At 35.2% G+C, this 26,988-nt stretch carries 27 protein-coding genes and 1 tRNA gene; 9 read left to right on the top strand and 19 right to left on the bottom strand.

What is annotated here, in order from left to right; genetic code table 11:
* Positions 1–22 precede the first annotated feature (22 nt).
* Positions 23–1,336 carry a DcaP family trimeric outer membrane transporter gene (locus tag F968_RS10365; protein ID WP_004792841.1) on the bottom strand — a complete coding sequence of 438 codons (1,314 nt, stop codon included), beginning with the start codon at positions 1,334–1,336 and terminating at the stop codon, positions 23–25.
* 345 nt (positions 1,337–1,681) lie between these two features.
* Between F968_RS10365 and F968_RS10360 the strand changes: the two genes are divergently transcribed.
* Positions 1,682–2,152 (top strand): Lrp/AsnC family transcriptional regulator, encoded by a 471-nt coding sequence (locus F968_RS10360; RefSeq protein WP_004642558.1) that lies wholly within the window; start codon positions 1,682–1,684, stop codon positions 2,150–2,152.
* A gap of 44 nt (positions 2,153–2,196) precedes the next feature.
* On the opposite strand, the gene F968_RS10355 is transcribed toward F968_RS10360, so the two are convergent.
* The 3 genes from F968_RS10355 to F968_RS10345 form a co-directional block, all read right to left on the bottom strand.
* Positions 2,197–2,946: a YebC/PmpR family DNA-binding transcriptional regulator gene (locus tag F968_RS10355; RefSeq protein WP_004792840.1), complete on the bottom strand. Its 750-nt coding sequence runs from the start codon at positions 2,944–2,946 to the stop codon at positions 2,197–2,199.
* 160 nt (positions 2,947–3,106) lie between these two features.
* Complete coding sequence (locus F968_RS10350; RefSeq protein ID WP_004792837.1) at positions 3,107–3,652, bottom strand: 1-acyl-sn-glycerol-3-phosphate acyltransferase; 546 nt, start codon at positions 3,650–3,652, stop codon at positions 3,107–3,109.
* A gap of 173 nt (positions 3,653–3,825) precedes the next feature.
* The gene (locus tag F968_RS10345) at positions 3,826–4,398 is read right to left on the bottom strand and encodes a TetR/AcrR family transcriptional regulator (RefSeq protein WP_004792835.1); all 573 of its coding nucleotides are present in this window, start codon (positions 4,396–4,398) and stop codon (positions 3,826–3,828) included.
* A 277-nt stretch (positions 4,399–4,675) separates the two neighbouring features.
* Here F968_RS10345 and F968_RS10340 point away from each other — a divergent pair, with 277 nt between their 5' ends.
* On the top strand, positions 4,676–5,539 hold the full coding sequence (locus tag F968_RS10340) for a heme oxygenase-like domain-containing protein (RefSeq protein ID WP_004792833.1): 864 nt from the start codon (positions 4,676–4,678) through the stop codon (positions 5,537–5,539).
* 181 nt (positions 5,540–5,720) lie between these two features.
* On the opposite strand, the gene F968_RS10335 is transcribed toward F968_RS10340, so the two are convergent.
* Both F968_RS10335 and F968_RS10330 read right to left on the bottom strand, forming a co-directional pair.
* Positions 5,721–5,797, bottom strand: a tRNA-Ile gene (locus F968_RS10335).
* Positions 5,798–6,981: 1,184 nt separating this feature from the next.
* Positions 6,982–7,866 (bottom strand): LysR family transcriptional regulator, encoded by an 885-nt coding sequence (locus F968_RS10330; protein WP_004792832.1) that lies wholly within the window; start codon positions 7,864–7,866, stop codon positions 6,982–6,984.
* Positions 7,867–7,955: 89 nt separating this feature from the next.
* Here F968_RS10330 and F968_RS10325 point away from each other — a divergent pair, with 89 nt between their 5' ends.
* Complete coding sequence (locus F968_RS10325) at positions 7,956–8,393, top strand: PACE efflux transporter (protein ID WP_004792830.1); 438 nt, start codon at positions 7,956–7,958, stop codon at positions 8,391–8,393.
* Between the two features lie 62 nt (positions 8,394–8,455).
* Here the strand turns inward: F968_RS10325 and F968_RS10320 are convergent, their stop codons facing one another.
* From F968_RS10320 to F968_RS10310, 3 genes are all read right to left on the bottom strand, one after another.
* Positions 8,456–9,871 carry a purine-cytosine permease family protein gene (locus tag F968_RS10320; protein ID WP_004792828.1) on the bottom strand — a complete coding sequence of 472 codons (1,416 nt, stop codon included), beginning with the start codon at positions 9,869–9,871 and terminating at the stop codon, positions 8,456–8,458.
* A gap of 245 nt (positions 9,872–10,116) precedes the next feature.
* Positions 10,117–10,581: a hypothetical protein gene (locus F968_RS10315; protein WP_004792827.1), complete on the bottom strand. Its 465-nt coding sequence runs from the start codon at positions 10,579–10,581 to the stop codon at positions 10,117–10,119.
* Between the two features lie 231 nt (positions 10,582–10,812).
* Positions 10,813–11,742: a DMT family transporter gene (locus F968_RS10310; protein ID WP_004792826.1), complete on the bottom strand. Its 930-nt coding sequence runs from the start codon at positions 11,740–11,742 to the stop codon at positions 10,813–10,815.
* Positions 11,743–11,836: 94 nt separating this feature from the next.
* On the opposite strand from F968_RS10310, the gene F968_RS10305 reads away from it, so the two are divergent.
* Complete coding sequence (locus tag F968_RS10305) at positions 11,837–12,688, top strand: LysR family transcriptional regulator (RefSeq protein WP_004792825.1); 852 nt, start codon at positions 11,837–11,839, stop codon at positions 12,686–12,688.
* Positions 12,689–12,755: 67 nt separating this feature from the next.
* Here F968_RS10305 and F968_RS10300 read toward each other — a convergent pair whose 3' ends face one another.
* From F968_RS10300 to F968_RS10270, 7 genes are all read right to left on the bottom strand, one after another.
* A complete protein-coding gene (locus tag F968_RS10300) occupies positions 12,756–13,382 on the bottom strand; it encodes a sterol desaturase family protein (RefSeq protein WP_004792824.1) in 627 nt (208 codons plus the stop codon).
* Positions 13,383–13,479: 97 nt separating this feature from the next.
* Positions 13,480–14,484, bottom strand: coding sequence for an AraC family transcriptional regulator (locus F968_RS10295; protein WP_004792823.1), 1,005 nt, complete (start codon positions 14,482–14,484; stop codon positions 13,480–13,482).
* A gap of 88 nt (positions 14,485–14,572) precedes the next feature.
* On the bottom strand, positions 14,573–14,752 hold the full coding sequence (locus F968_RS10290; protein WP_034596619.1) for a hypothetical protein: 180 nt from the start codon (positions 14,750–14,752) through the stop codon (positions 14,573–14,575).
* 555 nt (positions 14,753–15,307) lie between these two features.
* Positions 15,308–16,327, bottom strand: a complete 1,020-nt coding sequence (locus F968_RS10285; RefSeq protein WP_004792821.1) for a fimbrial protein — start codon at positions 16,325–16,327, stop codon at positions 15,308–15,310.
* Complete coding sequence (locus F968_RS10280) at positions 16,324–18,780, bottom strand: fimbria/pilus outer membrane usher protein (protein WP_081399651.1); 2,457 nt, start codon at positions 18,778–18,780, stop codon at positions 16,324–16,326. The genes F968_RS10285 and F968_RS10280 overlap by 4 nt, the downstream gene beginning before the upstream one ends.
* Positions 18,781–18,918: 138 nt before the next feature.
* Positions 18,919–19,662, bottom strand: a complete 744-nt coding sequence (locus F968_RS10275; RefSeq protein ID WP_004792819.1) for a fimbrial biogenesis chaperone — start codon at positions 19,660–19,662, stop codon at positions 18,919–18,921.
* A 73-nt stretch (positions 19,663–19,735) separates the two neighbouring features.
* Positions 19,736–20,308 (bottom strand): fimbrial protein, encoded by a 573-nt coding sequence (locus F968_RS10270; protein ID WP_004792818.1) that lies wholly within the window; start codon positions 20,306–20,308, stop codon positions 19,736–19,738.
* A 410-nt stretch (positions 20,309–20,718) separates the two neighbouring features.
* On the opposite strand from F968_RS10270, the gene F968_RS10265 reads away from it, so the two are divergent.
* Together F968_RS10265 and F968_RS10260 are read left to right on the top strand one after the other, a co-directional pair.
* Complete coding sequence (locus F968_RS10265; protein WP_004792817.1) at positions 20,719–21,069, top strand: hypothetical protein; 351 nt, start codon at positions 20,719–20,721, stop codon at positions 21,067–21,069.
* A gap of 63 nt (positions 21,070–21,132) precedes the next feature.
* A complete protein-coding gene (locus F968_RS10260) occupies positions 21,133–21,345 on the top strand; it encodes a hypothetical protein (protein WP_004792816.1) in 213 nt (70 codons plus the stop codon).
* A 46-nt stretch (positions 21,346–21,391) separates the two neighbouring features.
* Here F968_RS10260 and bioB read toward each other — a convergent pair whose 3' ends face one another.
* Both bioB and queG read right to left on the bottom strand, forming a co-directional pair.
* Positions 21,392–22,381 carry a biotin synthase BioB gene (gene bioB, locus F968_RS10255; RefSeq protein WP_004792815.1) on the bottom strand — a complete coding sequence of 330 codons (990 nt, stop codon included), beginning with the start codon at positions 22,379–22,381 and terminating at the stop codon, positions 21,392–21,394.
* A gap of 87 nt (positions 22,382–22,468) precedes the next feature.
* Positions 22,469–23,569 carry a tRNA epoxyqueuosine(34) reductase QueG gene (gene queG, locus F968_RS10250; protein ID WP_004792814.1) on the bottom strand — a complete coding sequence of 367 codons (1,101 nt, stop codon included), beginning with the start codon at positions 23,567–23,569 and terminating at the stop codon, positions 22,469–22,471.
* 26 nt (positions 23,570–23,595) lie between these two features.
* Between queG and F968_RS10245 the strand changes: the two genes are divergently transcribed.
* A complete protein-coding gene (locus F968_RS10245) occupies positions 23,596–25,053 on the top strand; it encodes a bifunctional ADP-dependent NAD(P)H-hydrate dehydratase/NAD(P)H-hydrate epimerase (RefSeq protein WP_004792813.1) in 1,458 nt (485 codons plus the stop codon).
* Positions 25,054–25,064: 11 nt separating this feature from the next.
* On the opposite strand, the gene ruvC is transcribed toward F968_RS10245, so the two are convergent.
* A complete protein-coding gene (ruvC, locus tag F968_RS10240; protein WP_002121356.1) occupies positions 25,065–25,610 on the bottom strand; it encodes a crossover junction endodeoxyribonuclease RuvC in 546 nt (181 codons plus the stop codon).
* Positions 25,611–25,808: 198 nt separating this feature from the next.
* Here ruvC and F968_RS10235 point away from each other — a divergent pair, with 198 nt between their 5' ends.
* Both F968_RS10235 and F968_RS10230 read left to right on the top strand, forming a co-directional pair.
* Entirely contained in the window at positions 25,809–26,402 is a 594-nt protein-coding gene (locus F968_RS10235) for a helix-turn-helix domain-containing protein (RefSeq protein WP_004792812.1), read from the top strand.
* The gene (locus F968_RS10230; RefSeq protein WP_004792811.1) at positions 26,399–26,944 is read left to right on the top strand and encodes a GNAT family N-acetyltransferase; all 546 of its coding nucleotides are present in this window, start codon (positions 26,399–26,401) and stop codon (positions 26,942–26,944) included. Before F968_RS10235 ends, F968_RS10230 begins: the two co-directional genes overlap by 4 nt.
* Positions 26,945–26,988: the final 44 nt, after the last annotated feature.

Here is a 26,988-nt window from a genome sequence, read left to right as displayed (position 1 = left end):
GCTCTTTTTTTACATCCAAATTTTAGAAACTATATTTTGCTAATAAATTGACGCGAGAGTAATCACCTTTATCACCTGCGAAAGTTTCTCGTTGACCGTAGGTATATTCTGCACCTAAATCAATATTTTTAACCGGATTCCAGATTAAATTGACCAAAGCATTATAAATTTCTTTGTTATAGCTGGTGCTGGTTAAATTGCTATTTGCATAGATGCTATCATCTTTGTATTGAATACCACCTATTGCAAAAGTAGAGCGGAGGATAGGGCTCCATTTTCGTTGATAGCCAATAACAGCACTATCAAATTCACCTAAATTAATATCCTGAGTTGTTGTGTCATAGGCATAAGCTGAGTTGCTATAAAGTAAATAGCGGCCATCTCCTTTAACATGATAGTAGTTAGCAACCACGCTATCTTGAGGTGTTAAATCATATTTACCACCAACGCCGACACCCCAACCGAATTTTTCTTCTGAAGCACTATCTTTGGGAGCTACGCGGTTTTCATGGGCAAGACCATGTAACTGTAATAGGCCTTTATTATCCGTAGTTTTGAAATCATATCGTGCTGTTAAAGCAGGAAAGCGGCTTCCACCGGCAGCATTACCAGCTTTTTCAACATCACCACCTTCTAAGGCAACTAATATTTTCTGTTGTGCATTAATTGGCTGAGTGTACCTAACTTGTACTGTACGTGTAGTACCTGTACCAATAGCGCCATTAAAATCTACTGTTTCTGGTGATGTATCAGTGTTTACAAAAGGTGAGGTGGTTTGACCAGCTAACCATTTTCCTAAAGACATATATGCATGGCGAACACGGAAGGTACCATTACCATTATCGCCATTTCCGCCCATGAAATCGGCTTCAATTTTTCCGGTTAAATCTCCGTACTGAGTAGGTCGAGTAATGTCTAGACCAATTCTTGAAGTTGCAGCAGATACATTTAGTGAGTCTTGTTTTGGATCATCTTTATTTAATGGATAGTTAGCGCCATTTGAAATGCTGCCATTTGAACCTTTAAAGTCATAGGTTGCATCTGCGCGGACATTACCATAAAGCTTAACTTGGGTTTGCCCATCGCTCATAGCCATCCAACCTGGTTTTGATACAGGAGGTGTAGGATTAGCTGGTGCTACGGGAATTGTTGTTGGAGCACTAACCGACAAAGCTGTTTTTTGTTGATCAGATAGTTTCTGGACGAGTTGTTTTAACTCCTTTACTTCATCACGTAAGGCGTTAACTTCAGCATCTGTAGCGGCATGCACAGGCATCGTCACGCTAATTGCGCCTAAAGAACTCATTGCTAGCACGAGTGTTTTGATCTTATTCACAGGAACTCCCCGACATGGATAAAAAATTTTCCTGCAAATACATAACAATAATAATGCCAACTTTAAGAATTTAGAAAAATAGTCAAATTTCTATAATTATCATTGGTCTACGTTTAAATAATGGGGCGAGTAAGATCTTATATTTAAAAAAATAAATGAGAGCATGAAATTGACTTTCTAAAATGCGCCATATGCTCCATTATTTGCACGGTTAAAATGCACGTCTGCAATAAAATGTGTAAAAGAATTAAACGTTTTAGCTATTTTTAAACCTTTGTATTTTAAATGCAGGTGAGTTGTATAGGGTATACTGTCCTCACTGTAAAATTCTGGCTGGAGATAACAATGGAGTTAGATCGTTTTGATAAACAAATTCTAGAAATTTTGTCTCATGAAGACTTAAATTTGAATGAACTTTCAGAACGGATCAATCTGTCAGTCAGTTCTGTGCATCGCCGAATTAAGCATCTGATTGAAGCCAACGTTATGGGGCAGCTCAAAAGGGAAATTAATTTTAGTAAACTTGGATTTACCCTACACATTTTATTGCAAGTGTCACTGAGTAAGCATGACACCGAAACATTTGATAAGTTTCTTTCTGAAATAGAAGCAATTCCAGAAGTGACCAATGCATTTCTTGTGACAGGGCAAAGTGCCGATTTTATTTTAGAACTTGTAGCACGCAACATGGATGACTACAGTGAAATTTTATTAAGACGTATTGGAAAAATTGATAATGTTGTTGCGCTGCATTCGAGCTTTGTGATTAAAAAATATAATGTTTTTAACTGCTATAACTTACTTAATAAACTATAAAAAAACGCACCAAATGGTGCGTTTTTTCAATTCAAATGTTTGATTTAGGCATCAAGCTGAGCCAAAACTTCATCTGTGAACTCAACGTTAGTATAAACGTTTTGTACATCATCAAGATCTTCAAACATATCAATCATTTTAAGAATTTGTTTTGCTTGGTCGACATCAGTAATTTCAGCTTTAGTTGATGGACTCATAACAACTTCTGCGTTGTCAGATTTTAAACCAGCAGCAGTTAGAGCATCTTGAACTTCACCAAAAGTTTCTGGTGAAGTGATTACTAAAATTTCATCTTCTGAAACTTCAATATCTTCAGCGCCAGCTTCTAAAGCAACTTCCATGATTTTGTCTTCTAAAGAAACATCTTCAAAAGTAATTTCACCACGTTTAGTAAATAGATAAGCAACAGAACCCGCAGTTCCTAGGTTACCATTTGTTTTACTAAAACAGTGACGTACATCTGGTACTGTACGGTTTAAGTTATCTGTCATTGTCTCAACAAGAACAGCAACACCGCCAACACCATAACCTTCGTAAGTTACTTCTTTTAAATCATCATTATCTTCACCACCGGCACCACGTTGGATTGCACGGTTGATGGTGTCACGTGTCATATTAACTGAAAGAGCTTTTTCAACTACTGCACGCAAACGAGGATTACTAGCAGCATCTCCACCACCAAGTTTGGCAGCAGTCACAATTTCACGAATATATTTAGTAAAAACTTTACCGCGACTTGCATCTTGTTTCGCTTTACGATGCTTAATATTGGCCCATTTAGAATGACCCGCCATGGACGTGAACTCCAAAAAAGAAAATGCAAAAGTGCTGGAATATTAGCATAGGCTTGGTTTTGTTGAAAACTGTTGCCCTGCGTTTTGTTAGCCAATTGAATAAGAATAATAACGTTAAAGCCTAATGAGTGAGATTAGGCCGAATCAAATCCAATTTGATCTAGTTAATTTTGACATCTATGTCAAATTGAGCATATAGCTCTTTAATGGTTTCTAAATCTTTTTGTAAGTCTGTTGGATAAATTTTGCCTAGAATCCCGCCTTGTTTGCTTCGGGCGTTGGCATACATGAGTACAATTGGAACATTAGCAGCTTTCGCAATATGCCAAAAACCTGTACGGATAGGTTTACGTTCTGAACCATCTTTCGCCCGAGTAGCTTCTGGAGCAATCACCAAGTTAAAAGTTTCATGAGTTTGAAATTGTTCAACCATTTGAGAAACAATATCTTTACTCGCTTTGCGATCAACTGGAATGCCACCAAGTTTTTCTAAAACTGGCTTAAGGGGACCCTTAAAAAGTTCTTTCTTTATTAAAGTATGAATCTTAATGTCTAAAATTTGGAAGAGAGCAATAGAGAGCACTGCATCTAGATTTGAGGTATGTTCAAATCCAATAATAACTTGTTTTTTTTCAAGAATTTTAGGATCTACATTATAGGTCCAACCAGCAGCTTTAAAGATAGAGTTAGCTAGAAATTTTTTCATAGATCAGTGCAAGGTGATAAATTTGCAGGATTCTAATATGAGTTTGTAAAAAAGCCTAGAAAAATTATGAAAGCTAAAGTAGCCAATTAAAAATGAACATTATCTAAGCTTGAAGATTTAAAAAGTTCTTTTTTATTTTTCTTTAAACATAATAAACTTAGATAATTTTAAAATTAAGAAGTCTGTTGAGGTATTTCTTCATTAATTAAAAACTCAATATACTGCCAAATTTTTTCAGCATTAATTAGTTTTTTATCTGTTGTTCCATCAATAATCATTCCATCAATAATAGAAATAATGATATGAGTAAGGGGAGTAGGGTTTTCTATACCTAGTTGAGTGAGCTGATCTTGTAATAAATGAGTTAACCACTTTGTATACTCGTAAAATGGTTCACGGATTGAAGTATATTGTTTAGATACTTCAATAAATGCTTTTTTAAATAAGCAACCATTAAATGTTTCGCTATTGATCCATTCAATATACCAATTAAAAATAATATGAATTTTCTCAAGCGGGTTAGCATCTTGACGTAAATTTAATTGTTCATTAATTGAATTTTGAATATTTAAGTTTCTATGTTGCAAACACTCCATAATTAAATTTTCTTTTGAAGGAAAATATTTATAAAAGGTCATCTTTGCAACATTAGATTCAGCAATAATACGGTCAACACCAGTTGCATTGTAGCCAATCTGATTAAATAAATTTAAAGCAGTATTTATAATATCTTCTTTTTTTGACATTACTATTCCATATAGTTAGAACTAATTATAACTTAATCGAAAAATTAAAATTTTAATATCAATGATCATAATAAAAAAAGGGCTTAGATTCAAGTTGATATTGTGATAATGATTATCATTAACATAAGTTTTTTTTAATTTTCTATTTGATTTCGTACGATTTTAATTCTAATATGGATTGATAAGGGAACATATTTAAATATTAATTTAAGTCATTGTTTTTATAATAAAATATGTAAAAATCGATCAGGCTTCAATAAGTTTAATGAGAGTAGATATGCCTAAGAAATTTGAGAATTTTAATAACCCTAGAAAGAAAGCACTCGCAGGGATGAAGCAAAGCATTTCTACCGAACTATGGGAAAAAAATTTAGACTTTTTGACCCGATTAAGAGAAAAAATTGCTAAGCATGCGGTATCACATCATCCAGCAATTGATATTTTAAATAACGGAGAAATTAATAAAGAAAATTTAAAAAAAATACACTTAGAATACCGCCATGCAATCGTACAAACTTTTACTGATGCATTGCTCATGGCCCAATTTCAAACTAAACAACTAGAGCCAAGATTGCATGCTGGTGCGAAAATGTTTCCGCGTTTTCTTTTGAGCCTAAATATTTTTGATGAGTTTGGATTTCGTCCTGGTTTAGACAAAGATGGTTATTATCAGGGAAATCCTGAATATGCTCACTATCCTTTATTTGAAGATGTATTAAATGATTTTGGTATTACAGAACAAGATCGTTTGACTTATCAGCCGACTGAAATTGCAGATCAAGTTAGAGTGTTTTTAGAAAATGCTTATGATGACTATAAAGCTGTTTCAGCCTTATTAGCAGTCGCAGAAGAAGAGGTGATTCTTTATAGTCCACCGTTACGTAAAGCGACTAAAGCTGTAGGTTTAGAGGTAGAGGGTGGTGGCTATTATCATGTACATGGTATTTCTGAAGATGAAAGTGCCGAAGCCGCAGATGATGATCATGAAGAAGACTTATGGTATGTCTTAATGCAAGCTTGTACGGAAGAAGATTATAACTATATCGAAAAGTTATGTTTAGAGTATTGTGATTTATGGGAAAAATTTTGGGACGCTCAATTAGAACATACAGAGCTTATGCGGAAGAAAATCTTAGCTTAATAGAAGAAATCGAAGTATTAAGTTTAGAAAAACGTATTTTAAAGCAGTTAAAATTTTAAGAGAAAATAAAATTTACATTTTGATAATTAAATTTTGAATATTGTTTATAACGGTAAAACGAATTCTATTTAGATAAGCATTAAAAAACCCCATAAACTTTTTAGTTTATGAGGTTTGTATTTGGTGGGCCCACCGTGACTTGAACACGGGACCAACGGATTATGAGTCCGCTGCTCTAACCAACTGAGCTATAGGCCCTATAAGTCAGAAAAGCTTTAAATCTCAAGGCCTTTCAGTGCGTGCAATACTAATCAATTTTTTAATCAAACACAAGTCATTTTCTAAACTAGGCGTATACAAGACCCAAAAAATATTGTGTTATTTTGGTTAAATATTACGAGCGAGAGTGATTCTAGCGTATGAGTACTTCATGAGTAAAGTGAACTTAGTTATTTATCGATCAATTAGAACTTATGCCAGTCAGAAGTTTATAGTGATTGGGTTTTAGTTAATTATCCATTCGAATAGTTAATTCTTTTAAAACATCTTTTGTTTGAAAAATAATCAAATTTCAGGTTGATTGAATATTGCTTAAAATGTGAGCAAAGATGGTTTTTCAAAAAAGTTTACAAACATAATTTATACATTTATGTCTTACGCAGAATTTATAAATATTTGTTCAATAACGACTATAGAATATTCTAAATAAACTTAATTTAAGAAATATTTATCTACGCTAAATATTTAGAAAACGTACAACTTTATAAAATCATATTTATAGAATGATGTACTCTTATCATAGTCAATTCTATATCATTTTAATGAGGGTTATTCTTTGCAGTCTAATAGTTACTGTAATAAATCTAATGAAAGTAATTAATTTTTTGAGTAAGATAAATCTAAAATTCTAATTAATTTTCAAAAAATAAGAGTACAAAGATAATATTTATGAAATTAATTTTGTTTAGGGCATAGGAAAAAAATCCATAAGCTTTAACGAGGAAATACAAAAAAATAAGGGAGCAAATTGAGCCTCCTTAAAATTAAGACCTTTATCTGATTTTATTAAAAATTAGAAGTTTTTAGGTGGGGTAATTGGAAGTTTTTTTAATTGAAATTTCTTTCTTTCTCTCATGTGTTTTCTATACAAAACTTAAAGTGTGACTACTTTCACGCTCGATACAAATGATTGTATTTTATTGAATTTATTCTTGACTAAAATGCTAGGTTTTAATAAAGTACAAATGTATTTTCCCAAAATAAAAAACTATTGCTTAGTCCTGAAATACAGTAAGAAGCCTACTTTTTAAAGTAGGCTTCTTGCTTTTTGTAATATAGAGAAAATAGGTTAGAGCAATAATCTAAATTTTAAAAGTAAGTATATATAATCAGGAATAAATCTATAGAAAGATCATGTGTGTTCATAGCTACAGTATAAGAAATTATAAATTTTCTTGAATAATCTGAATGAGTTCTCGAGCCGCTTTAGATAAGGGGCGGTCTTGAAGCCAAATTAAGTAAATGGATAGAGGTAAATGATTTTTAGTATTTTTAAAATCTAAAAGAACTAAATGACCTTGATCAATTTTTTCTTGTACTAATGATAAGGGGAAATTTCCCCAACCGAGTCCTGCTTCAACCATATTAATTGCTGTTTGTAGACTATTCGTTTTCCAGTACATAGCACCAATAATTGATCGAGAATCAGTCATTTCATGGTCGCTACTCGCCACTACAATTTGTCTAATATTGATTAACTCTTCAATAGAAAAATGCTTTGTTTTTTCTTGTAGAAGAGCATGACTAGACGAGATAGTAGCAACGACTGTTTCAGTCATTACTAATTGTAGATTTTCACGCATTTTTATATTCAGGTCTGAACCAGCTAAGCAAAGACTAATTTCTTCCCTATAAAGTAAATTAAGGATGTCATCTTGAGGTGCAGTAATAACCTCTATATTTAGTAAGGGGAATTTATCAGCTAACTTCTTTATTGAAGAAAATAATAGTTTTGTATTTACATCTGAGACCACACCAATACGTAATTTACTCTCTAGTCCTAAAGAAAGTTCATGGGCATGAGTACTAAATAGTTTAAGTTGTTCAGAAATAATTCGTGCTTGAGGTTCCAAAGCTAATGCGTTAGGTGTAGGAATGACCTTGCGTGGAGTACGTTCAAATAAGGTGTAACCCAATTCTGCTTCTAGATTAGCAACCGCCATACTGACTGCTGAGGGGACTCGATTTAGTTTACGGGCGGCCGCAGAGAAAGAGCCTGTATCAAGTACAGTAATAAAGAGTTCAATATTTTCGCTGTTAAAATTCATTTTGATATCAGTAGAACTGAAAGCTATTAACTTTATATATGATTTTGACTGAAATTAAAATATAAAGAATTAGTTAGAGTTTGCCTATTATGCAAGGTGTAAAGCGTCGAATTGTCTATGTTTCTTCTTATGAAGTCATCGGAATGATTATTTCATCTGTTGGTTTAGCGATTTTGGCAGGTGATAGTGTGGAACATACAGGACCACTCTCTGTCATGATTACGACCATCGCTGTAACTTGGAATTTTATCTACAATATTTTATATGAGAAGTGGGAGGTTAGACAGAGCAGTAATGTTCGTACAGTTAAGCGTAGAGTTGGACATGCTATTGGTTTCCAGCTTACTTTAGTTTTGTTTTTGATTCCTCTTATTGCATGGTGGATGGATATTTCTCTGATTGCTGCTTTTTGGTTAGATCTGGCCTTTATTATCATTATTCCTATCTATACTTTTATATTTAATTGGAGCTTTGATAAGTTATTTGGATTGCCTGTTTCGGCACAAGCTAAAGCATTGCAAGAATAGTCACTAAATCAGCTTAATAAGCTATCAAGGTGTGTGACTTTGATAGCTTATCTCTAGTTTAATTATTTGATTTGATCAATGACTAACTGTTTTGAAAACTTAAGTTGAGCTTTCTTGGCGAAAATATAATAAATCACTGCTGTAGAAATAAGTCCTACCAGCCATGATAAGTCAATCCCTCCTAACATTGCAGCAATTTGTCCCGTATAAAATTTACTATCAATAAAGGGCAGTTGGATCAAAATACCGAGAAAGTAGCAGGTGATACCAATTCGATTCCAACGGCCATACTTGCCATTTGGATCATAGAGCGCATCTACATCACATTCTTCTTTAGAGATAAAGTAGTAATCAACCAGATTAATAGCACTCCATGGAATAAAGAAGGTAAGTAAAAACAAAATAAATGCTTTAAAAGCACTTAAAAAAGTATGTTCACCTATAATTGCAATAAAAGTCGAAATCACAACCATAGCAAGGACAATGAGTAATCTTGTTATTTTTGAGATTTGATTTGTCGATTTAAAACTATTCCAAACCGTAGCAATGCACATAAAACTACCGTAAGCATTTAAGGTTGTCAGAGTAACTTTGCCAAAAGCGATACTAAAATATAAAAAGGTCACGACTAGGGAAATTGGGTTCATACCCACAACATATTGAACTTCATTTCCGACAAAATTGCCGTTTGCGACCTGAGCAATCAAAACACCTAAGCTCATAGAAATTTGTGAACCCAATAGCGAACCTAAGCCAACGGCCCAAAATACACGAGATGAAGACGTTTTAGTTGGAAGGTAACGGGAGTAGTCTGCAACATAAGGCCCAAAAGAAATTTGCCAAGAAGCAGAAAGTGAAACTGCTAATAAAAATGAAGACCAACTGAAATGACGTACGGCTAAGAGTTCAGAAAAATCAGAAAGTGCTAAAATTTGAGTCAAGATAATCACAAAAGCGATTAAACCAATAATACTGGCTACTTTGCCTACCAAATGAATTAAACGATATCCAATCGTTGCAAATATAATGATTAAACATGCGTAAATTAAGATACCAGTTGTATTACTGACATGTGCTAGATGTGCAATTGCTTTACCAGCCAATACCTCTCCAGTTGCAGTAAAGCCAATATACATGAAGCAAACAAGTATGATTGGAATACAAGCACCATATACCCCAAATTGCACACGGCTTGAAATCATTTGAGGAAGGCCAAGTTTAGGACCTTGGGCAGCATGTAGTGCCATAACGGCAGCACCAAAACACTGTCCCACGAATAAACCAATAATAGACCAAAAAACATCCCCACCTAATACAACTGCTAGCGCACCCGTCACAATGGCTGTGATTTGTAAATTAGCACCAAACCAGAGGGTGAATTGAGCAAATACTCCGCCATGTCTTTCATTTTCTGGAATAAAATCAATGCTTCGGTTTTCAATAAAACTACTATTTGCTTTCTCAGCCGATGAGTCCATTTCACTCTCCTTGTCCTTTAAGAGTTCACTCTATTTTTATTAATTCAATCTTTGTACAAACAAATACAAACATGTATATACAAGTAATTTAAAGAATAATCAAACAATTTTTGAGGCTGTAAAAGCTAAAAGTAGCTTAAATAATTCATAGATAAATAGAAAAAGTATTTGACGAATTTTATTTTTTAAAAAGTTAAATAATAGAAAAATAATATATAAAAAAGCCCTCTATAGAGGGCTCAACTTTATGCGTTAGCATCTAAAACGATTTGGAAATAAGTAGGAAGTTCAGAAAATTGCACGAGTTGGGTTTTATCTTCTTGCTTAAAATAATATTGATAATTTGGAGTTTCTAAATGGTTATCTAGATATTGTGTTGCATCAGTAAACTGTGCTTTTGCAATAGGCTTATCTTTTTTGCATTTAATAATAACGGGATTTACCGAGTTTAATTTTACAGGAACACCATTTTCAAATTTAGCAGTTTCAATCAATAAAGAAATTTTGAAATCACCAAAATTTACACAAAAGTGGCCTCCATTTTCTGTCTTAACCTCTCGGTCAGAGAAAAGATCTTTAAATAAACTCTTCAGGGTCTCCCTGTGCTTATCTAAAGCAACTTGAAATTCATGATCTCGTTGCTCGATCTTTTCTTGCTCTTCTTGTAGCAATTTGGCTTGCTTTTCAATTGTTGTAAAATCCAGCTTCATTTTAATATCTCCTTTGGTTGTTTTAAAACTATATATGGCAATCTTTTATTAAGTTTTAAAGAAACATACAGTATTTGTTACAACGGAATAATTAAGATGAGCTTTTGTATAAGCCATTACAAAGGTAAGAATATGTTTGAAAATATAAGAACTTAAAGAAATTATTATTATTTTATATTTGAAAACGCTGCTACATATTAGTGATAGATTTTTAATGTAGCAGCATATTTCTTATTTTGTACAATGTTTTGCTAGAAGTGGAGTACTTTTAATTTTTAAAAAACCTCCGCTACTCATGACACCAAGCATCACCAAACCTGTTCCTACTAACTGCCAGATATTAAGGGTCTGCCCAGCAAGCAGAGCAATTATCATACTGAATACTGGTACAAAGTTAAAAAATACCGAAGCGCGACCAGCACCTAATTTTTGTATGCCATTAAACCAGAATAAATAAGCAATCATGGTAGAGCAGATCACCACATATCCCATGGCTAAATGTGTATTTACAGGTGCAGATGCAATGGCTGAAAGAGGATTTTCAAATATCACACTTAACAAACCAAGTGTTATTGCCCCAAACATCATAGAAAAAGTCGTTGTTTCTAGCGGCGTAGCATTTTTTACATAACGACGAGACAGTACATTTGCGAAACAAAATCCAAATGCACCCAATAATATAAATAGATCTCCAATGTCTATTTTGAGGTGAAGTAAAGTTGTTATATGGCCCTGACTAATCACAAGTAACACACCACTTAAGCCGAATAAAACGCCTAAAAATTTACTAGTGGTAAGTTTTTCACCATCTAACATGATTGTCATTAATAGAGTCATTAACGGTGTAGTTGCCATAATTAGAGCACCATTCACGGCAGATGTCGTTTGCAATCCATAAAAACAGCCTATGTTGAAGCCTGCAATTCCAATTACCCCAATCACAAGGTAGATAACTAAATTCTGGCTTAAGGCTGCCCATCTTAGTTGGCCTGTTATTGAAAAGATCAGAAGTAAGGCTAGGCTTGCAATTGAAAACCGTTCAGATGCAGCAGATAGCGGAGGCATATGTTGAATAATATAAGACATTGCATTAAATGCTGATCCCCAAAAAAACATTGTTAAGACAACACCAGCATAGGCATACGCCACCGTTCTGTTCATGGACAGGCTCCCATCAAGAAAGGTTTTATTCTGGGCAATTACATAAAGGTGTACAATTCCATATTAATACACTTCTAATGTGAAAATTTGCACAATGATCGATTGGGAAAATTTACATTACTTTTCAGTTTTTACAGAAGAAAAGTCACTGTCAGCTGCTGCCCGAAAATTGGGAGTAGATCATGCAACTGTATCTAGAAGAATTGCCCAGCTAGAACAAAACTTAAAACTTAAATTAGTTGATCGTAGACCACGTACCTACATCCTAACTCCTGATGGTGAACGTCTTGCACAGGTGGTTGCTCGTATGATGGAAGAAACTTTTTCAATTGAACGTTTAACTCAGGCTGGTCAGCAAGAAGTGATGGGAAGTGTTTCTATTAGTATGCCTCCTTTAACTGCGGCACATCTCATCATGCCTCATCTGGGCAGATTTTATCGTTATTACCCTCAATTAAAATTGCGTGTGCTCGGTGATGTTCATTATGTTTCTTTACAACATAGTAAGGCTGATATTGCGGTAAGATTTGGCCGTCCTAAAGATGAAAATTTAGTAGCTCGTAAAGTAGGGGAAATACCCTTTGGAATATATGCTAGTCCAAATTATTTGGCTTCAACAGCTCCTGAAAATTATGAATGGATTAGTGTAGAAGTAGGGGGAGTACATGGTCAAAAACAGCAGAAGTTAAAAGAAAGATTAGATCATAAAGAACCCATAATGGTGACCAACCATCCTGAGTTACAGTGGAGAGCTGCATGTGGAGAAGTGGGTTTAGCGGTCTTACCGGATTTTTTAGGCGCTATTAGCAATTTAGTTAGATTACAAGATGATTATCCGATGAGTGCTGAAATTTGGTTAGTTACACATGAAGATTTACGGCATAGTCCAGCTATCCGAGTAGTAATGGATTTTCTTATGTCTTGTTTTGAGCCTTTTAAAGTCTAATCTCTTAATTGCGATCCATTTATATAAAAGCTGCTGGAGTCCGCAGCTTTTATATTTGGATAAAATTTTAAGACAAACTAACTTCTATTCCTTTACGTAAATTAGATTGGTCTTGATCGGAGTTTAAAACAATCTTGGTATACGATTTGGCAAGTATGCGTCGAGCAGCAAAATTAATCGGTTTTTCTAACAACTTTGGTAATTTGATACCTAAAGGATTACTTTCAGTTTGAGACGCTTCTGTCGTGACCCGAGTTCCCATAATATAGTCAAACCAAGGTTTGGTAACGCACCAGTTAGCATTTTGATTGCTCGTCATATGATGATCATAGTGCCAAGGGATACGTTTCTTTGCATATTCTGGGTCTAAATGAGCCTTTGAATGTACACGCCAATAATTCCATAAGCCATAATAAAGCCCGGCAGTAAAAAAGGGTGCTACAGGTAAAAAAATAGTAGCGGCCCCAGCTAACCCAAGCAGAGCTGTTTTTTCGTTATACATTTCAGCATTTTTAAACATTGATTCGGCATAACCTTCATCTTGAAAGCTATTTAAACGAGCACGCTTATGATGCGCGATATGGGTGAAAAAAGGACTATTACGGTACTGACTTGGATATTCATGTAACCAAACTTTATGAAAGTACCATTCAAGACCATTTGCAACAAAAATACCTACAGGGAGTCCGAGCATATTAATCACTTCTCATCAATTACAATTTAAAGCTATTCTAAAAGAAGGAAGTTTTATCTCTTTGACCTAATAGGCAGCAGAATAATTGCCTTTAGAATCAATTTGACTGTTTTTGTTTGCGCTGGCGATATGCGCTTGGAGTTTCACCACTCCAACGTTTAAAAGCCCGTGTAAATGCTGAGGGTTCAGAAAAACCGGTCAAATAAACAATCTGATCAATAGTTTCTTGGGTGTGTGCTAGCAAGCGTCTAGCAAGTTTTTCCCGATGTTGGTTTAAAATTTTCTCATAATTGGTATTTATTGCTTGTAAATCAGCACGCAGAGTACGTGGGTTACGATTTAATTTCTCAGCAATAAATTTTTGATCGAATTCTCCCGATTCGAGTAGCCCATTGCTGAGCAAGCGCTCAATTTCATAAACAAGTTGATGCTTTTCTAAAGTTGATAGTTGTTGTTCAGCAATTGTTTCATGAATTTTTAATAATTCAGGTTCAGCTGCTGGTGATGTTTTATTTAATAACGCACTAGGAAAAATTATAGCGCCTTGATTTGTATTTAAAATTACGGGACAATTCCAAGCTTCTTGATAATCGCTAGCTGAAGCACCTTGTTGATAAGATAAAGTAATTTGACTAGGTCTAAACTCGTTATTTGTAATATATTTAAAAAAATTAAGAAAAATACCAATTCCACACTCAAGGTAATGTCTTACGGGATGTTCAAAACCAGATAATATTGCTTCATCTTCTTTAACTGTTAATTTTAGGTCAAATACATCTGTAAGTATGGCCTGATATCTTAGAGCACGTTGCAAACCCTCACCGAAAGTTGAACTACTCAAAAATAGATATTCAATTACCAAGCCTCTGAAGGGTGGCATTTGCCTACCGACATGCAGACCAATGTCTGTATCTTGGCTAATTTTTTCAGCCGCTGTCCAAAACCGTTGCTGGGTAGAATTATCTCTACGAATATTTTTATCGGGTGGTTGATTGGGTAAATTTACACTTGCAAAAATAGATGCGGCATCTAAACCCATCTTTTGCATAGTCTGATAAGTCATCAATAAAAAAATTCCAGCATCTGAAGAACTTTTTGACATATTTTGATTACAACCATTCCTATAGACTATATGGCGCATTCAATCATGATTTTAGTATTGATGCTATATCCTAGAAATTCATAATATTTTAATTGTCAGGAAAGAAACCTGCATCTTCACGTGCTTGCTTTAAAGCTAAGATAAAGCAGATTAATAAAAGGAAACCTATAAAGAAAAGAAAAAGATCGATGTTACTAATCGCAAAACCTATACTTGTAGCACCTAGACTTAGTAATAAGATACATAATATTTTCCAAAAAATGAGCATGTTACGTTCTGATAAAAAGTCTAAGGATATTATTTGTAATTGAAGGGGAATTCTAAATTTATTTATGTTTTTTTTATTATAAATTATGTAATTCATTAAAATTTTAATTTTTATGGTTTTAATCTAAATTTATGAAAATAAATGGATTTTTGTTTTTTTTAGGCTTAGTGAGTGAATTTTAATTTTTCTTAAAATTAAGTTTTTATTAATTAATAGAATGATAATTCTTTAGAAACACTATAAAATAGTGCTCATGAATTAAATTTATTTTTTTAATTTATTTAAAACAATATGTTATGTTGGTTATTAGAATATTTGTTAAAAAAAAGACTTGATCTTTAAGCTGTTTTTTGAAATTATAGTTATGCAAATTGTGATCTATTTCCCACAATTTGTATTTCAGGTTAAGTGGTTATCACTAATGCTCATTTGCTATTTTTGCTTATGAGCATTTTTTTATGTGATTTTTTAATAGAACTACAAAGTTCTAAAAATTAGCCTTTTAGTTCCCTTATTAGTATTAAGCTTACTTGATTAGTAGTTTTATAGAGAATATTAATCATATTGAATCGTCACCGTCGCTGTGGCTTTAACCTCACCTGCGGTCACATTGGTAGCGGTCTGATAATAACGAGCAGTTAAAGGAATATCATATTCAACAGTTTGGTTGGAACTCACGCTACCTATATTGAGTTTGGTTGCTTTTTTAATCGGATTATTTGCTCCATTCAGATTCCATAACAGTTCAACACCAACACCGTTAGCTTTTATTGAATTTGCAGCACTGTTGTTAATCACCTGATTATTGGAGGTATCAGAATTATAATCAAAACTTAAGCTGATCGTATTGCTCGTAGCGATACCAGAGTTGTTTTCGCCACCATTACATAAGATCGATAGATTAAAATTCTGTTCCCCTTGGGTTGACCCAATCGCTCTAAAGGCTGATTTCATCACGGTTGGGAGTTGAACTGGCGAATCTACACCACTTTGAATTTCACAAGATGAAGATGCAATAAGAATAGGGGCATTACTTAATACGGTAGTGGTTAAAAATGGGCGATTCTGTTGTCCTGATACGTAATAAGTACTGTAACGGCCTGCGACTAGTGCTCCAGAACCCGTTGTCATGGCAGTTTTAATTACTTCCATAACAAAATATCCAGGGGAAAGTGTATATGTTTGATTAGGTGTTAATGTACGTCTATAAGGATAATATCCTGAAAAATCTGAAGCATCTGCTGCTTCGCGATAAAGACGAATACCAATACCTGGAATATTGGTTGCATAAACATTATTGCCTATTGGACTAATTGGATAATTTAAGGGGAGAGCTGCAATAATTTGATCACTTGCTCGATTACAAGTGGCGGTAGAATTATTAGGAGATATTGTAAAAGTATTCTTTTGTAAGATCGTTCCTATTGGATCGTTTGGTTTTACTACGATTTTACCTATCGTCATTGGAATATCGACAGTGGTAAATCCTTTACTTAAAGTACAATTTGCATTTGTATGGTTATAAGCAAATAGACTCACCGCTAAAAAACCAATTTTTTTAAAAATATTATTCATTTACAGACTGCCTTTGTCATAATAATTGGTTGGTTGTTATGCTTTATTTGATCCGCTATATCGTATTCAATCTCGCATTTTTCAGTACTCGTATTTCCCCATTTCACATATAAACGGTCATGGATTAAGGGTGTTCGTAAATAAATGCGACTACCTTGTGCGACAATGCCTATTACTTCGTTATTCTGGTTATATACCTGTGCGGCAAAAGGTAGATGTGAACCATCCAATGTTGTTGTACTAATAAAAAGTGCATAACCTTTTTTTGTTGAGAATTGGACTTTAGTGATTGAGCCTGCATAAGGGGCGATACGTAAGCTACTTTCAGCTAGCTCAACTTGTGTAGACATATTTTGCGGGTCAAGGCTAATGTCATTCATACGGTAGGGTGTAACATACGGAATAACGGCATATCCGTTTTTGTTAATACTTAGCCCAGGTGTATTACCGACTTGTGCTCCAGTAGCATTCGGCGCATAGACCAACACCATGGTTTGGGCTTGATCTGGCCCAAACAAAATTCCTTGAGAATGTGCAACAACATTACCACTCAAGCTAAGCATTTCTTGTTGGTATGAATCTGCATGACTGAATGAAGCACCAAGTGTTGTATAGTTAGTTTTATAGGTACCATTAATATTTAAGTTGGTTTGATCATGGTCCTGATTAGAAATTGATGCGCCGTAGTTTAAGCGATTTCCTGAAAAGCCACTGAAGCTTAAAATCTGACTGTCGTCACCAATAACATTATTAAAAGTTAGAGAATTTTTCTTAAAATCTAAGGGAAAGGATAGGGACGCTAGGTATTGAGTATCTTGGCCAGCCCGCCCATCAGCTTCGGTAATCTCGCTGCTCATTGCAGATAAACTATAAGTTAAATCTTTAAATTGATTGCTATAACCTAATTGGAACTGTTTATTGGTCTTGGGTTGATTCCAATAATTTATCCATGAACCAACTAGGTAGAAATTTCCCCATTGCTTTGGAAGCACCTGATTTAAAGTAATCTGAAATTCACTTTTTTGTTTGCCTACGGAAAGGCTATCAATATTTTGCTTTTGTAAATCTTGAATTAAAATTGCATCACGCAATTTGAGGTAGTTTTCTGTTGAATAGCGATAAGTCGCTAATGTTAAATTAGTATTTGTTGGGGAAAATAACTTATTGTAGCTTAAACGATAGCTTTGTCCTGTCATTTTAGGTTGATGATCAAACTCAGCTTTTGACTGGGTCGCATCAAAAGAAATAGCTCCAATGGGTGTAGAAAAAGCTGTACCTAGTAAGAGTGAGAGATATTGTTGCGTTGCTTGAACTGCACTGTAAGCTGTGAAGTAATTATTAATTCCCCGTTGATATTTACCTTGTATTAGCCAAGGATTTAGGCCAAGGTTTGAATCTCTAAATTGCCCTAAAGTGAAAGAGTATCGACTCATTTGCGGACGTAGCATTTCGACGACAGAAGCATAGGGAATAGCGAATTTCTGAATTACGCCATTAGATTCAATTACCGAAACTTGTAGCTCGCCTCCAAATCCTGTTGGGTAAAGATCATTAATTTCAAAATTTCCGGGTGGTACCGTTGTTTGATAAATTAAGTTGCCTTGTTGCCTAACCTCGACTTTCGCATTGGTTTTTGCATAACCTCTCACTCTGGGAGCATAACCGAGCATACTGTTTGGAAGCATTCGGTCATCACTTGAAATATTTACGCCGCGATACGGTAAAGAATCGATAAAATCACTATTAGTAAAATAATCGCCTAAAGTCACAACACCATGAATCTGGGGAAAGGCCTTTTGTATATATGTATTTGTTGAAGTATAAGAAGAATTATTGGATTGAGAGCTAGACTGGCTTTGCCATTTCCATTGTCCATTATGGCGAAATTGCCAACTCGCTAAATTTGCTCCAAGATTAGTTCCCATAAAAGCATATGCACTTTCATGTTGTTCGTTAACTATTCGATAAGCAGTCGCGTTATATGTCAAAAAAGCTGCATTAATTCCTCGATCCCAAAGATGTGGATCGATATAGCCCTGTGCATTTTTTTCTAATGTGACTTGGGGGATAGAGATATCAATTCTTAAACGAGAACTATCAAATAAATAAAAAGCATTATCTATCCAATGACCTAGTGCATCACAAGAAAGAGAGGATGTATGAGAATGTTGGCTAAGCACATCAGCTTTTACACCATATTCTAGTAACATGGTTTCTGTAAAACAGGTTTCAGCATTTACGTTAGGAGAGCTGGCATTAAAGCGCATGCGTCGTTTACCCAACCATTGACCATTAATATAGACATCTAAGCTATATTCACCAGCTAAGATGGGGTTTCCATATTTGAAACGACCAATATCAATTTTTTGTGCATTACCTACTAAAAAATTGCTATCAAATTCTGCTTTTGAGAAACCTGAAACATCAACATTATTTTGTGCATATGCTGCCAAAGGTATAAATAACGCAATACTTGAGGCCACATAACAAGTAAAAGGGCTTTTTAAACATATATAAGGTATAAACCATTTAGACATAGTTTTAGAGCCTATTCATGATAGGTATTTAGGTTTTTTAGTAATACAGTAAGTTTAGAACTTTATTGGATGCTCAACTCTTCCACCGTAATCATTGATATATACAAAGCGCATATCTGATACATTTTTATTTTTAAGTTTTATTTTATCTTCAGAAAAAGGGGCAACCATTAAACCTTGTTGTAACAAGTCTGCTTTATGGCTTTCAGTTCCTTGAAAAATAGAAGTGATAGTGAGGAAAAAGGGAGTCGGGTTCTTTACTACAAGATATTGATCATTTATTTTCCATTGAACTTTTTCACTTAGCTGTTCAATATTTTCTTTTAGATCTATAGGTCGATAAAAGAATTTAATTCGCGAACGAACAGCGAGCTGTAAAAAATTATTAGAAATTGGAGTACTTTGGTCTTGTTGAGTTTTTCCTTCGGGTTTAGGAGGTATATCTAAAACATTAAGCCAGAAAATGGACTCTTGTTGCTGACTTAATTGAGAGGAATTAGGTAGAGCTGTAATTCTTAAAGTTTGGCCCTTAGTTGCTTCTACTCGTGAAATCGGAGGAGTAATAATGAAAGGCACATTTGCTTCATCGGGAGTTGATTTTGCATTTCCATCATCAATCCAAGCTTGAACAAGAGACGGAGCTGTGCCGTTATTGCTTAGTTGTAATGTGATCTCACGTGCATTTGAAGGATAAACGACACGAGTTCCATGCAAAACAATTTCAGTATGACCTGTGGTAGTCAGTGCTACCTGTAGGCAAACTAATCCCCAAAAAAACTTACGACCACGAAAAAGCATGAGCCATATTCTCAATAATGAATAATAGATAGGAGATAGCTTCTATTTAGAAATAGAAGCTTCAGTTTTAATTTTATTGATAAATAATCGTGTATTTGACTTGCGACGTTACCGTACCAGCAGTAGAAGCACCTGTAGCATAATATTCAGCATAATAATTAAGGTCAGCATCACCACCTGCTGAAACATTTACCCATTGCGAGTTGGTCTGCGTGCTATTCGTGCTTGTAGCAAGTACGGGGATTACAGCATTATTACTGCCTAGCAATTGAATATTCACGTTTGTTGCCGCACCCGAGGTTGCTTGGTTTAATAAACGACCAGTATTAAAGTCAACGGTAGCGCCTGGCTCGAAATAAGTGGCAACTTTACCAGCAGAAGCACAGTTCGTTAAATTAATTTGAAATGGGGTACGACCAGCCACATCACCTGTATTTTTTAAAGTTTGAGATGAAACTGTAGGCAGATTAATTGTTAAGTTTTTATCTCCAGTATCAATAGTACAAGTATTATCCGTGACAAGACCATTAATAGTAATTGTGCCATCTGCTGCTTGTGCATTTGTTATATTTAAGAGAGAAACCGCTGCTATAAAAATAAACTTTTTCATAAAATCCCCAGAATAGCCTTTTAAAATAAAATCCATTACTTTCCAGCAAGTTTATTCTGCTTAAGTAAGGCGAAGGAAATATATCACTTTTCAACCAAAAAACAAGAAGAACATTATATTTATATATATTTTGATCAATTGTTTTTATAAATAAATTTTTTTAAAATATATTTTTTATCAGTTGGTAAAATACTTTATGATTCATTATTTAAAATAAAATTAAAAAACTCGTAATATTTAAGTATTTGTATTTTATTAAATTAATCTAACTTTAAAATATTTTTGAGTAAAAAAGTATATTTTATTTGCATAACTGTATGTTTTTAAATAATAAAATTATTTTTTAATTTATCTTGTGAATAAATTTATTTTTTAAGAATTTTTTAAGATTCAATTCCTACTGTTTTAGTTGTAATTCAATAAAAGATAATCTGGAGTTCCGTTCCATGAATAGTATGAAGTATAGCTATAAACCAAATTACTTTTTCTTTGCTCATAAACTAGTTTTATTTTTAAAGGATTATCTGATTAAGCACCCAACGGAGCAGCAGACAACGTTTAACCTACAGACGATTTATGACATCTTTAGTCATGATCTTGCTTCAAGTACAACTAATCTTGAGGGTATCTTAAATATTGCAGATGAATACGTCTTTGAAACAGAAGATGGTTTACTTCCATTGATTAGTAAGCATTCTGTTAATCTCAAGAATCATGTACTTTCTTTGGAATTTTCACCGCAAGCTTTAACAAGCTTATTGTCAGGTCGCTCTTTAGTGAATCCTAAAGCAGCTTAGATTTTCTTTTAAGGTAGAGTGAACTCATATAAAATTCATAAAATTTATTTTTAAGAGTTATTTATGAGTAAAGACTTTAAGGCCTTAACTTATATTGCGGATGATAAGATAGCAGATACAGTGACTTGGCTCTTACACCATCAAGATGTTTTTGATTCTTTTAATTTTGATGTATTGAGCCAAGAGCTGTCTATAACGCATGCAGCAGGAAAAGACATTATTCGGGTAGGGACATTTCTTAATGCCACTTACGGAATTTTAGTTACTTCTGTATAAACAAAAAGCCCTGAAAAATCAGGGCTTTTTGTTCTACTGCATTAAGTTATGCACTCATTGCATTTACTGATAAGTCAGCAACTGTAGGTTTTGGTTTTTCTGCGGTTAAGCCTAGTTTATTAAACAACGCTTGGTCTTTACCTTCACCAGCATTTGGTGTGGTGAGTAATTTATCACCAGAGAATAATGAGTTTGCACCTGCCATAAATGCTAATGCTTGATCTGAATCACTTAATGACTCACGACCAGCAGATAAACGAATATAGCTATGCGGCATAATAATACGTGCAACGGCAATAGTACGGATCCACTCAATTACATCAAGCTTTTCAACATCTGCTAAAGGTGTTCCTTCAATTGGAACAAGCATGTTAATTGGTACTGATTCAGGATGAATTGGCAAGGTAGCTAGTTCATGCAATAAACCAACACGGTCATCACGGCTTTCACCTAAACCTACAATACCGCCACTACAAACTTTCATACCAGCTTGGCGAACATAATCTAGGGTATTTAAACGATCATCAAAAGTACGTGTACTAATGATGTGAGAGTAGTACTCACGAGATGTATCTAGGTTGTGATTGTAATAATCTAAACCAGCAACTTGTAGACGTTCTGCTTGAGATTGGTTAAGCATGCCTAAAGTCATGCATGTTTCTAAACCTAACGCTTTTACTTCACGTACCATTTCTAAAACATAAGGCATATCGCGCTCATGTGGGTTACGCCAAGCAGCACCCATACAAAAACGAGACGAACCTGAATCTTTTGCAGCTTTTGCTTCGCTAATCACTTTTTCTACAGCGATACGTTTTTCTGCTTCTAATTTTGATTCGTAATGTGCGGATTGTGAGCAGTATTTGCAATCTTCAGGACACTTACCCGTTTTAATAGATAAAAGGGTACTGACCTGAATCGAATTGGCAGTGAAGTGCTCACGATGTACTTGCTGAGCCTTGAAAACTAAATCCAAAAAAGGTTGTTCATATAAAGCTTGGATTTCTTCACGATTCCAATCATTACGTAGAGTCATTGTCATATCCATGATGATGGCATTAATTCACTACACATAATCATACAGAATTCGTATTAAAGCTATAGGGCAAAAAACATCATTTTTTTAATTTGATAGCTGAAGTTGATTAAGTTGCTGTTCAATTGCCCAATCAATATGCACATTGACGATTTCGTCATGTAAATTTTTGCCTTTGTGTAGCTGATCTACAATTTCTTTTGAATAAGGAGCATTTCCTAATCCGATAGCAATATTACGTTTAAATGATTGATAACCTGTCCGGCGGATAGGGCTACCTTCTGTATTGGCTAAAAAAGTGGCTTCATCCCACTGCCAGATATCCAGTAGACTAATATTGTCTAATCCATTTCTAGGATTGAAATCGCTAATGGACGCAGTTTTGGCAAAACTATTCCATGGGCAAATTAATTGGCAGTCGTCACAACCAAAAATTCGATTACCAATTCCTGAACGTAATTCTTCAGCAATAATTCCTTTGTATTCGATAGTTAAATAAGCAATGCAACGCCTTGCATCTAGCATATAAGGCTCGACAATCGCTTGCGTTGGGCAAATATCAATACAAGCGCTACAAGAACCACAATGTGCTGTTGCCGGTTCGTCGAATGGTAAATCGAGTGACGTAAATAGCTCGCCTAATACAAAAAAAGAACCCGACTTTTTATGAATGAGTAAAGTATGCTTACCTGTCCAACCCATTCCTGCACTTTCAGCTAATGATTTCTCAAAAATAGGAGCCGAATCTGCAAAAGGGCGAGATTCAAAATCGCCGACTTTTTCGCGAATTCGTGTTGCTAAAGTTTTCAATCTGCCACGCATGACTTTATGGTAATCACGGCCACGTGCATAACGGGCGATAATCGCAGAATTTGGTTCGAAAGGTACATATCGAGGTTTGGGAGATTCCACAAGATAGTTCATACGAACGCAAATAATACTTTTTGTGCCAGGAACTAATAATGTAGGGTCGGCTCGTTTTTCTAGATTTTCTTCTAAATAAGTCATGTCTGCATGATAACCACGTTCTAGATATTCTAAAAAACGCGGCATTTGCTCTTGAGCATCTGGTTTCGCAATGACACAATCAGCAAAACCCAAGTCTAAGGCTTGAGCTTTGATCCATGCTTTTAATTCGTGAGGATCAAGTTGTTGCACTGCAATGCGTGATGTGTTGGAAGATGTCATAAACCAAAATGCAAGAGGATAATAATATGCAGGCGGTAGTTTATCATAGCGATGATATTCGAGCATGGGAGCAGCGTTGGTTTGCTGCACAAAACTCCTCATTAGGTTTAATGCAACAAGCGGCTTGGTCAATCGCTCAGCAGTTCATTGAGCTTTTTAAAGAGCGCAGTATTAATAATATTGCTGTCTGGTGCGGGCAAGGCAATAACGCAGGTGATGGCTACTTTATAGCAGGTTATCTAAAACAAGCTGGATTTCACGTTGAAATATTTGCAGCTCAATTGGGTGAATCAACCGATTTACATTGTGCAGCGCAATTTGCGATAGAAAAGAAAGTTCAAATTCATTCAAATTTTGATATTAAAAGAACATTCGATTGCCATATTGATGCTCTATTTGGCATAGGCTTAAATCGCGAATTAAATACTAATTGGCAACAAGCTATTCAACAATTTAATGAACAATCTGGTTTAAAAGTTTCGATTGATATACCAAGTGGTTTGCACGCAAATACAGGCTGTGCTTTACCTTTTGCAATACGAGCTGATCATACCTTTACTGTTTTAGGTCTTAAGGCAGGATTATTTACAGGTCAAGGTAAAGAATATGTGGGGCAAGTTCATTTAGTTAATTTAATTCCAGTAGATGAAGAGCTGAAACCATTAGCTTATTTGACACCGACAAGTATTAAGCTTCCTAAACGTTTGGCTTTTGGTCATAAAGGGAGCTATGGTCATGTCTTAGTGGTTGGTGGACATGAGCAAATGGGTGGCGCTGTCATTATGGCTGCTGAGGCTGCTTTTCATGCAGGTGCAGGTAAGGTGACCATGATTTGTCATCAAAAGCATCATCAAGCTATTTTGTCGCGGGCACCTAATATTATGCTCCGTGATATTAATGCTTTAGATGAAGAAAATATTAGAGAGATTTTATCTCAAGTTGATGCAGTATGTTTTGGAATGGGGCTAGGGCGAGATGACTGGGCACAGCAAATTTATCAGCAATGGTTTAATTTGTTAAATCAGAGTACACACCTAGAAACTGTTTTAGATGCAGATGCTTTATGGTTTCTTGCCAAGCAGCCTGAAAAATTGGGTGTACATGTTTATGCGACGCCTCATCCGGGAGAAGCTGCTACCTTGCTTGGTTCCTCTACAGCACAAATTGAAAATGACCGAATTGCTGCAATTTATGCTTTGCAACATAAATATGCGGGTCAGTGGGTACTTAAAGGAGCGGGTAGCTTAATTTTAGAGGATAACTTGTATATTTGTATCGAAGGTAATGCCGGTATGGGAACTGGTGGAATGGGTGATGTATTGGCTGGAATGATTGCAAGTCTAAAAGCTCAGTTCCATAAAGCAATTGCATTACATGAGATTGTTACCCTTCATGCTCAGGCAGGTGATGAACTTGCAAAACAAGGTATGCGTGGTTTACAGGCTTATCAAATGAATGAAGCAATTACTCAAGTAGTGAACTAAGTAAGAAAGTTTTAACGTCTACGGCTGCTAGAGCGGCTTCGTCCACGCGCCATACCACCTAAGGCATTAAGAACAGAAAGTTTACTCATACTTCCCGATGCATGAGCATGGCAAATAGCGGCAGCAAGAGCATCGGCTGCATCGGATTGAGGTTTAATCGTCAAGTTAAGTAACCGCATGACCATCATTTGTACTTGTTCTTTGTCTGCTGCACCATACCCTACGACAGACTGTTTAATTTGACGGGCAGTATATTCTGCAACTTGTAAATCTAAATTAACTAATGCGGCTATGGCAGCACCACGAGCTTGTCCCAGTTTTAAAGCAGAGTCTGGGTTTTGAGCCATAAAGACCTGCTCAACCGCAGCTTCAGTGGGACCATGAAATTTCACAATTCGCTCAACGCCAGCAAAAATACGTTTTAAACGTTCAGGCATTTCTTGAGTTTCTGTTCGGATTGTACCAGCATCAACAAAACGCAGTTTACTACCATCTTTTTCAATGATTCCATAACCTGTTAAGCGTGAACCCGGGTCAATACCAATAATCAATGCCATGTGAAGACTTATATAAATAGTTCAGTGGATATTGTTACATAGCCAAAACGGTTCTGCATGAGTAATTTACAGAATGCTGTGATGAATGGTTATTTTTCGGTTTTTATTAAACCAATTTATATTTTCTAAAATCATTTGATGTAATTCTATTTTAATGGAATACTTATCTATAATTTTGGAATTAAAGTCTGTCGGCAGATGGAAGATATTAATATACGCATTGCGCAGCAAGTACGTGAATTGCGTCTAGCACGTGGATATACCTTAGATATTCTTGCAACTCGATGTCAGGTAAGTCGTTCTGCAATTTCACTCATTGAAAGAGGTGAGGCGAGTCCTACAGCTGTTGTCCTTGAAAAGCTGGCAAATGGTTTAGGTGTGCCTTTGACTCAGCTATTTGATATCCCACAAAACAATCAATCACCTCAACCTATGGTTCGGCGTACTCAACAATCAGAATGGAAAGATCCCGAAACAGGTTATATTCGCCGTCAGGTTTCACCGCCAAATTGGAAATCTCCATTTCAAATCGTTGAAATCGAATTCCCGCCTCAGTCACGAATTACTTATGAAATTAGTGAAACCTCCAAGGTGGTACAACAGCAACTCTGGGTAGTTGAAGGGGGAATTGATATTCAATTAGGTGATTCTTCTTATGCTTTAAGCACAGGGGATTGCTTGGCAATGCAACTCAACCAGCCCGTTATATACAGCAATAATTCATCTCAAGTCGCTCGCTATATTTTAGTCGTCTCTAATCAACTTGTTTCTGCCGTTAAGGAATCTTTATGACCTATTCCCTCAATTCTAATTTTCGTTTAATTGATTGTAGTGAAGCAGAATATTCTGGGGCTATATTAGAGATTCTGAATGAGGCAATCATCAATTCTACCGCTTTATATGACTATGTGCCGCGCTCTCAAGAATCGATGAAAAACTGGTTTTCAGTTAAAAAAGAAAATGGTTTTCCAGTGATTGGTATTATTGACGAAACAAACAAGTTGTTGGGTTTTGCGAGCTGGGGAACTTTCAGGGCTTTTCCTGCCTATAAATATACTGTTGAACATAGTATTTATATTCATCATGAGCATCGTGGCAGCGGATTAAGCAAAATTCTAATGCAAGAGTTGATTAAGCGTGCTCAAGAGGCTGAGCTACATGTATTGATAGGCTGTATTGATGCGACCAATCAGGCAAGCATTGGTTTACATGAAAAAATGGGCTTTATCCATGCAGGTACTTTTAAACAAGTCGGGTTTAAGTTTGGACAATGGTTGGATGCCGCTTTTTATCAGTTAAATTTAAATACGCCACAGCAGCCAGTTGATGGGTAAATCATAAAGCTTTCAAATTTCGAATTTTTGAAAATAGCCCAGTT

The sequence above is a fragment of the Acinetobacter sp. NIPH 817 genome (genome assembly GCF_000368405.1).
Classification (GTDB): Bacteria; Pseudomonadota; Gammaproteobacteria; order Pseudomonadales; family Moraxellaceae; genus Acinetobacter.
This window is presented reverse-complemented; position numbering and strand designations above follow the sequence as displayed.

Excerpts from the sequence above, each read along its gene's own strand:
- ruvC (WP_002121356.1), bottom strand. The coding sequence starts at position 25,610 with ATGGCATTGATTATTGGTATTGACCCGGGTTCACGCTTAACAGGTTAT.
- F968_RS10305 (WP_004792825.1), top strand. The coding sequence starts at position 11,837 with ATGATCGATTGGGAAAATTTACATTACTTTTCAGTTTTTACAGAAGAA.
- F968_RS10320 (WP_004792828.1), bottom strand. The coding sequence starts at position 9,871 with ATGGACTCATCGGCTGAGAAAGCAAATAGTAGTTTTATTGAAAACCGA.
- bioB (WP_004792815.1), bottom strand. The coding sequence starts at position 22,381 with ATGACTCTACGTAATGATTGGAATCGTGAAGAAATCCAAGCTTTATAT.
- F968_RS10300 (WP_004792824.1), bottom strand. The coding sequence starts at position 13,382 with ATGCTCGGACTCCCTGTAGGTATTTTTGTTGCAAATGGTCTTGAATGG.
- F968_RS10330 (WP_004792832.1), bottom strand. The coding sequence starts at position 7,866 with ATGAATTTTAACAGCGAAAATATTGAACTCTTTATTACTGTACTTGAT.
- queG (WP_004792814.1), bottom strand. The coding sequence starts at position 23,569 with ATGACATCTTCCAACACATCACGCATTGCAGTGCAACAACTTGATCCT.
- F968_RS10275 (WP_004792819.1), bottom strand. The coding sequence starts at position 19,662 with ATGCTTTTTCGTGGTCGTAAGTTTTTTTGGGGATTAGTTTGCCTACAG.
- F968_RS10325 (WP_004792830.1), top strand. The coding sequence starts at position 7,956 with ATGCAAGGTGTAAAGCGTCGAATTGTCTATGTTTCTTCTTATGAAGTC.
- F968_RS10340 (WP_004792833.1), top strand. The coding sequence starts at position 4,676 with ATGCCTAAGAAATTTGAGAATTTTAATAACCCTAGAAAGAAAGCACTC.
- F968_RS10310 (WP_004792826.1), bottom strand. The coding sequence starts at position 11,742 with ATGAACAGAACGGTGGCGTATGCCTATGCTGGTGTTGTCTTAACAATG.
- F968_RS10295 (WP_004792823.1), bottom strand. The coding sequence starts at position 14,484 with ATGTCAAAAAGTTCTTCAGATGCTGGAATTTTTTTATTGATGACTTAT.
- F968_RS10290 (WP_034596619.1), bottom strand. The coding sequence starts at position 14,752 with ATGCTCATTTTTTGGAAAATATTATGTATCTTATTACTAAGTCTAGGT.
- F968_RS10360 (WP_004642558.1), top strand. The coding sequence starts at position 1,682 with ATGGAGTTAGATCGTTTTGATAAACAAATTCTAGAAATTTTGTCTCAT.
- F968_RS10270 (WP_004792818.1), bottom strand. The coding sequence starts at position 20,308 with ATGGATTTTATTTTAAAAGGCTATTCTGGGGATTTTATGAAAAAGTTT.
- F968_RS10245 (WP_004792813.1), top strand. The coding sequence starts at position 23,596 with ATGCAGGCGGTAGTTTATCATAGCGATGATATTCGAGCATGGGAGCAG.
- F968_RS10315 (WP_004792827.1), bottom strand. The coding sequence starts at position 10,581 with ATGAAGCTGGATTTTACAACAATTGAAAAGCAAGCCAAATTGCTACAA.
- F968_RS10265 (WP_004792817.1), top strand. The coding sequence starts at position 20,719 with ATGAATAGTATGAAGTATAGCTATAAACCAAATTACTTTTTCTTTGCT.
- F968_RS10230 (WP_004792811.1), top strand. The coding sequence starts at position 26,399 with ATGACCTATTCCCTCAATTCTAATTTTCGTTTAATTGATTGTAGTGAA.
- F968_RS10285 (WP_004792821.1), bottom strand. The coding sequence starts at position 16,327 with ATGAATAATATTTTTAAAAAAATTGGTTTTTTAGCGGTGAGTCTATTT.
- F968_RS10260 (WP_004792816.1), top strand. The coding sequence starts at position 21,133 with ATGAGTAAAGACTTTAAGGCCTTAACTTATATTGCGGATGATAAGATA.
- F968_RS10355 (WP_004792840.1), bottom strand. The coding sequence starts at position 2,946 with ATGGCGGGTCATTCTAAATGGGCCAATATTAAGCATCGTAAAGCGAAA.
- F968_RS10350 (WP_004792837.1), bottom strand. The coding sequence starts at position 3,652 with ATGAAAAAATTTCTAGCTAACTCTATCTTTAAAGCTGCTGGTTGGACC.
- F968_RS10345 (WP_004792835.1), bottom strand. The coding sequence starts at position 4,398 with ATGTCAAAAAAAGAAGATATTATAAATACTGCTTTAAATTTATTTAAT.
- F968_RS10235 (WP_004792812.1), top strand. The coding sequence starts at position 25,809 with ATGGAAGATATTAATATACGCATTGCGCAGCAAGTACGTGAATTGCGT.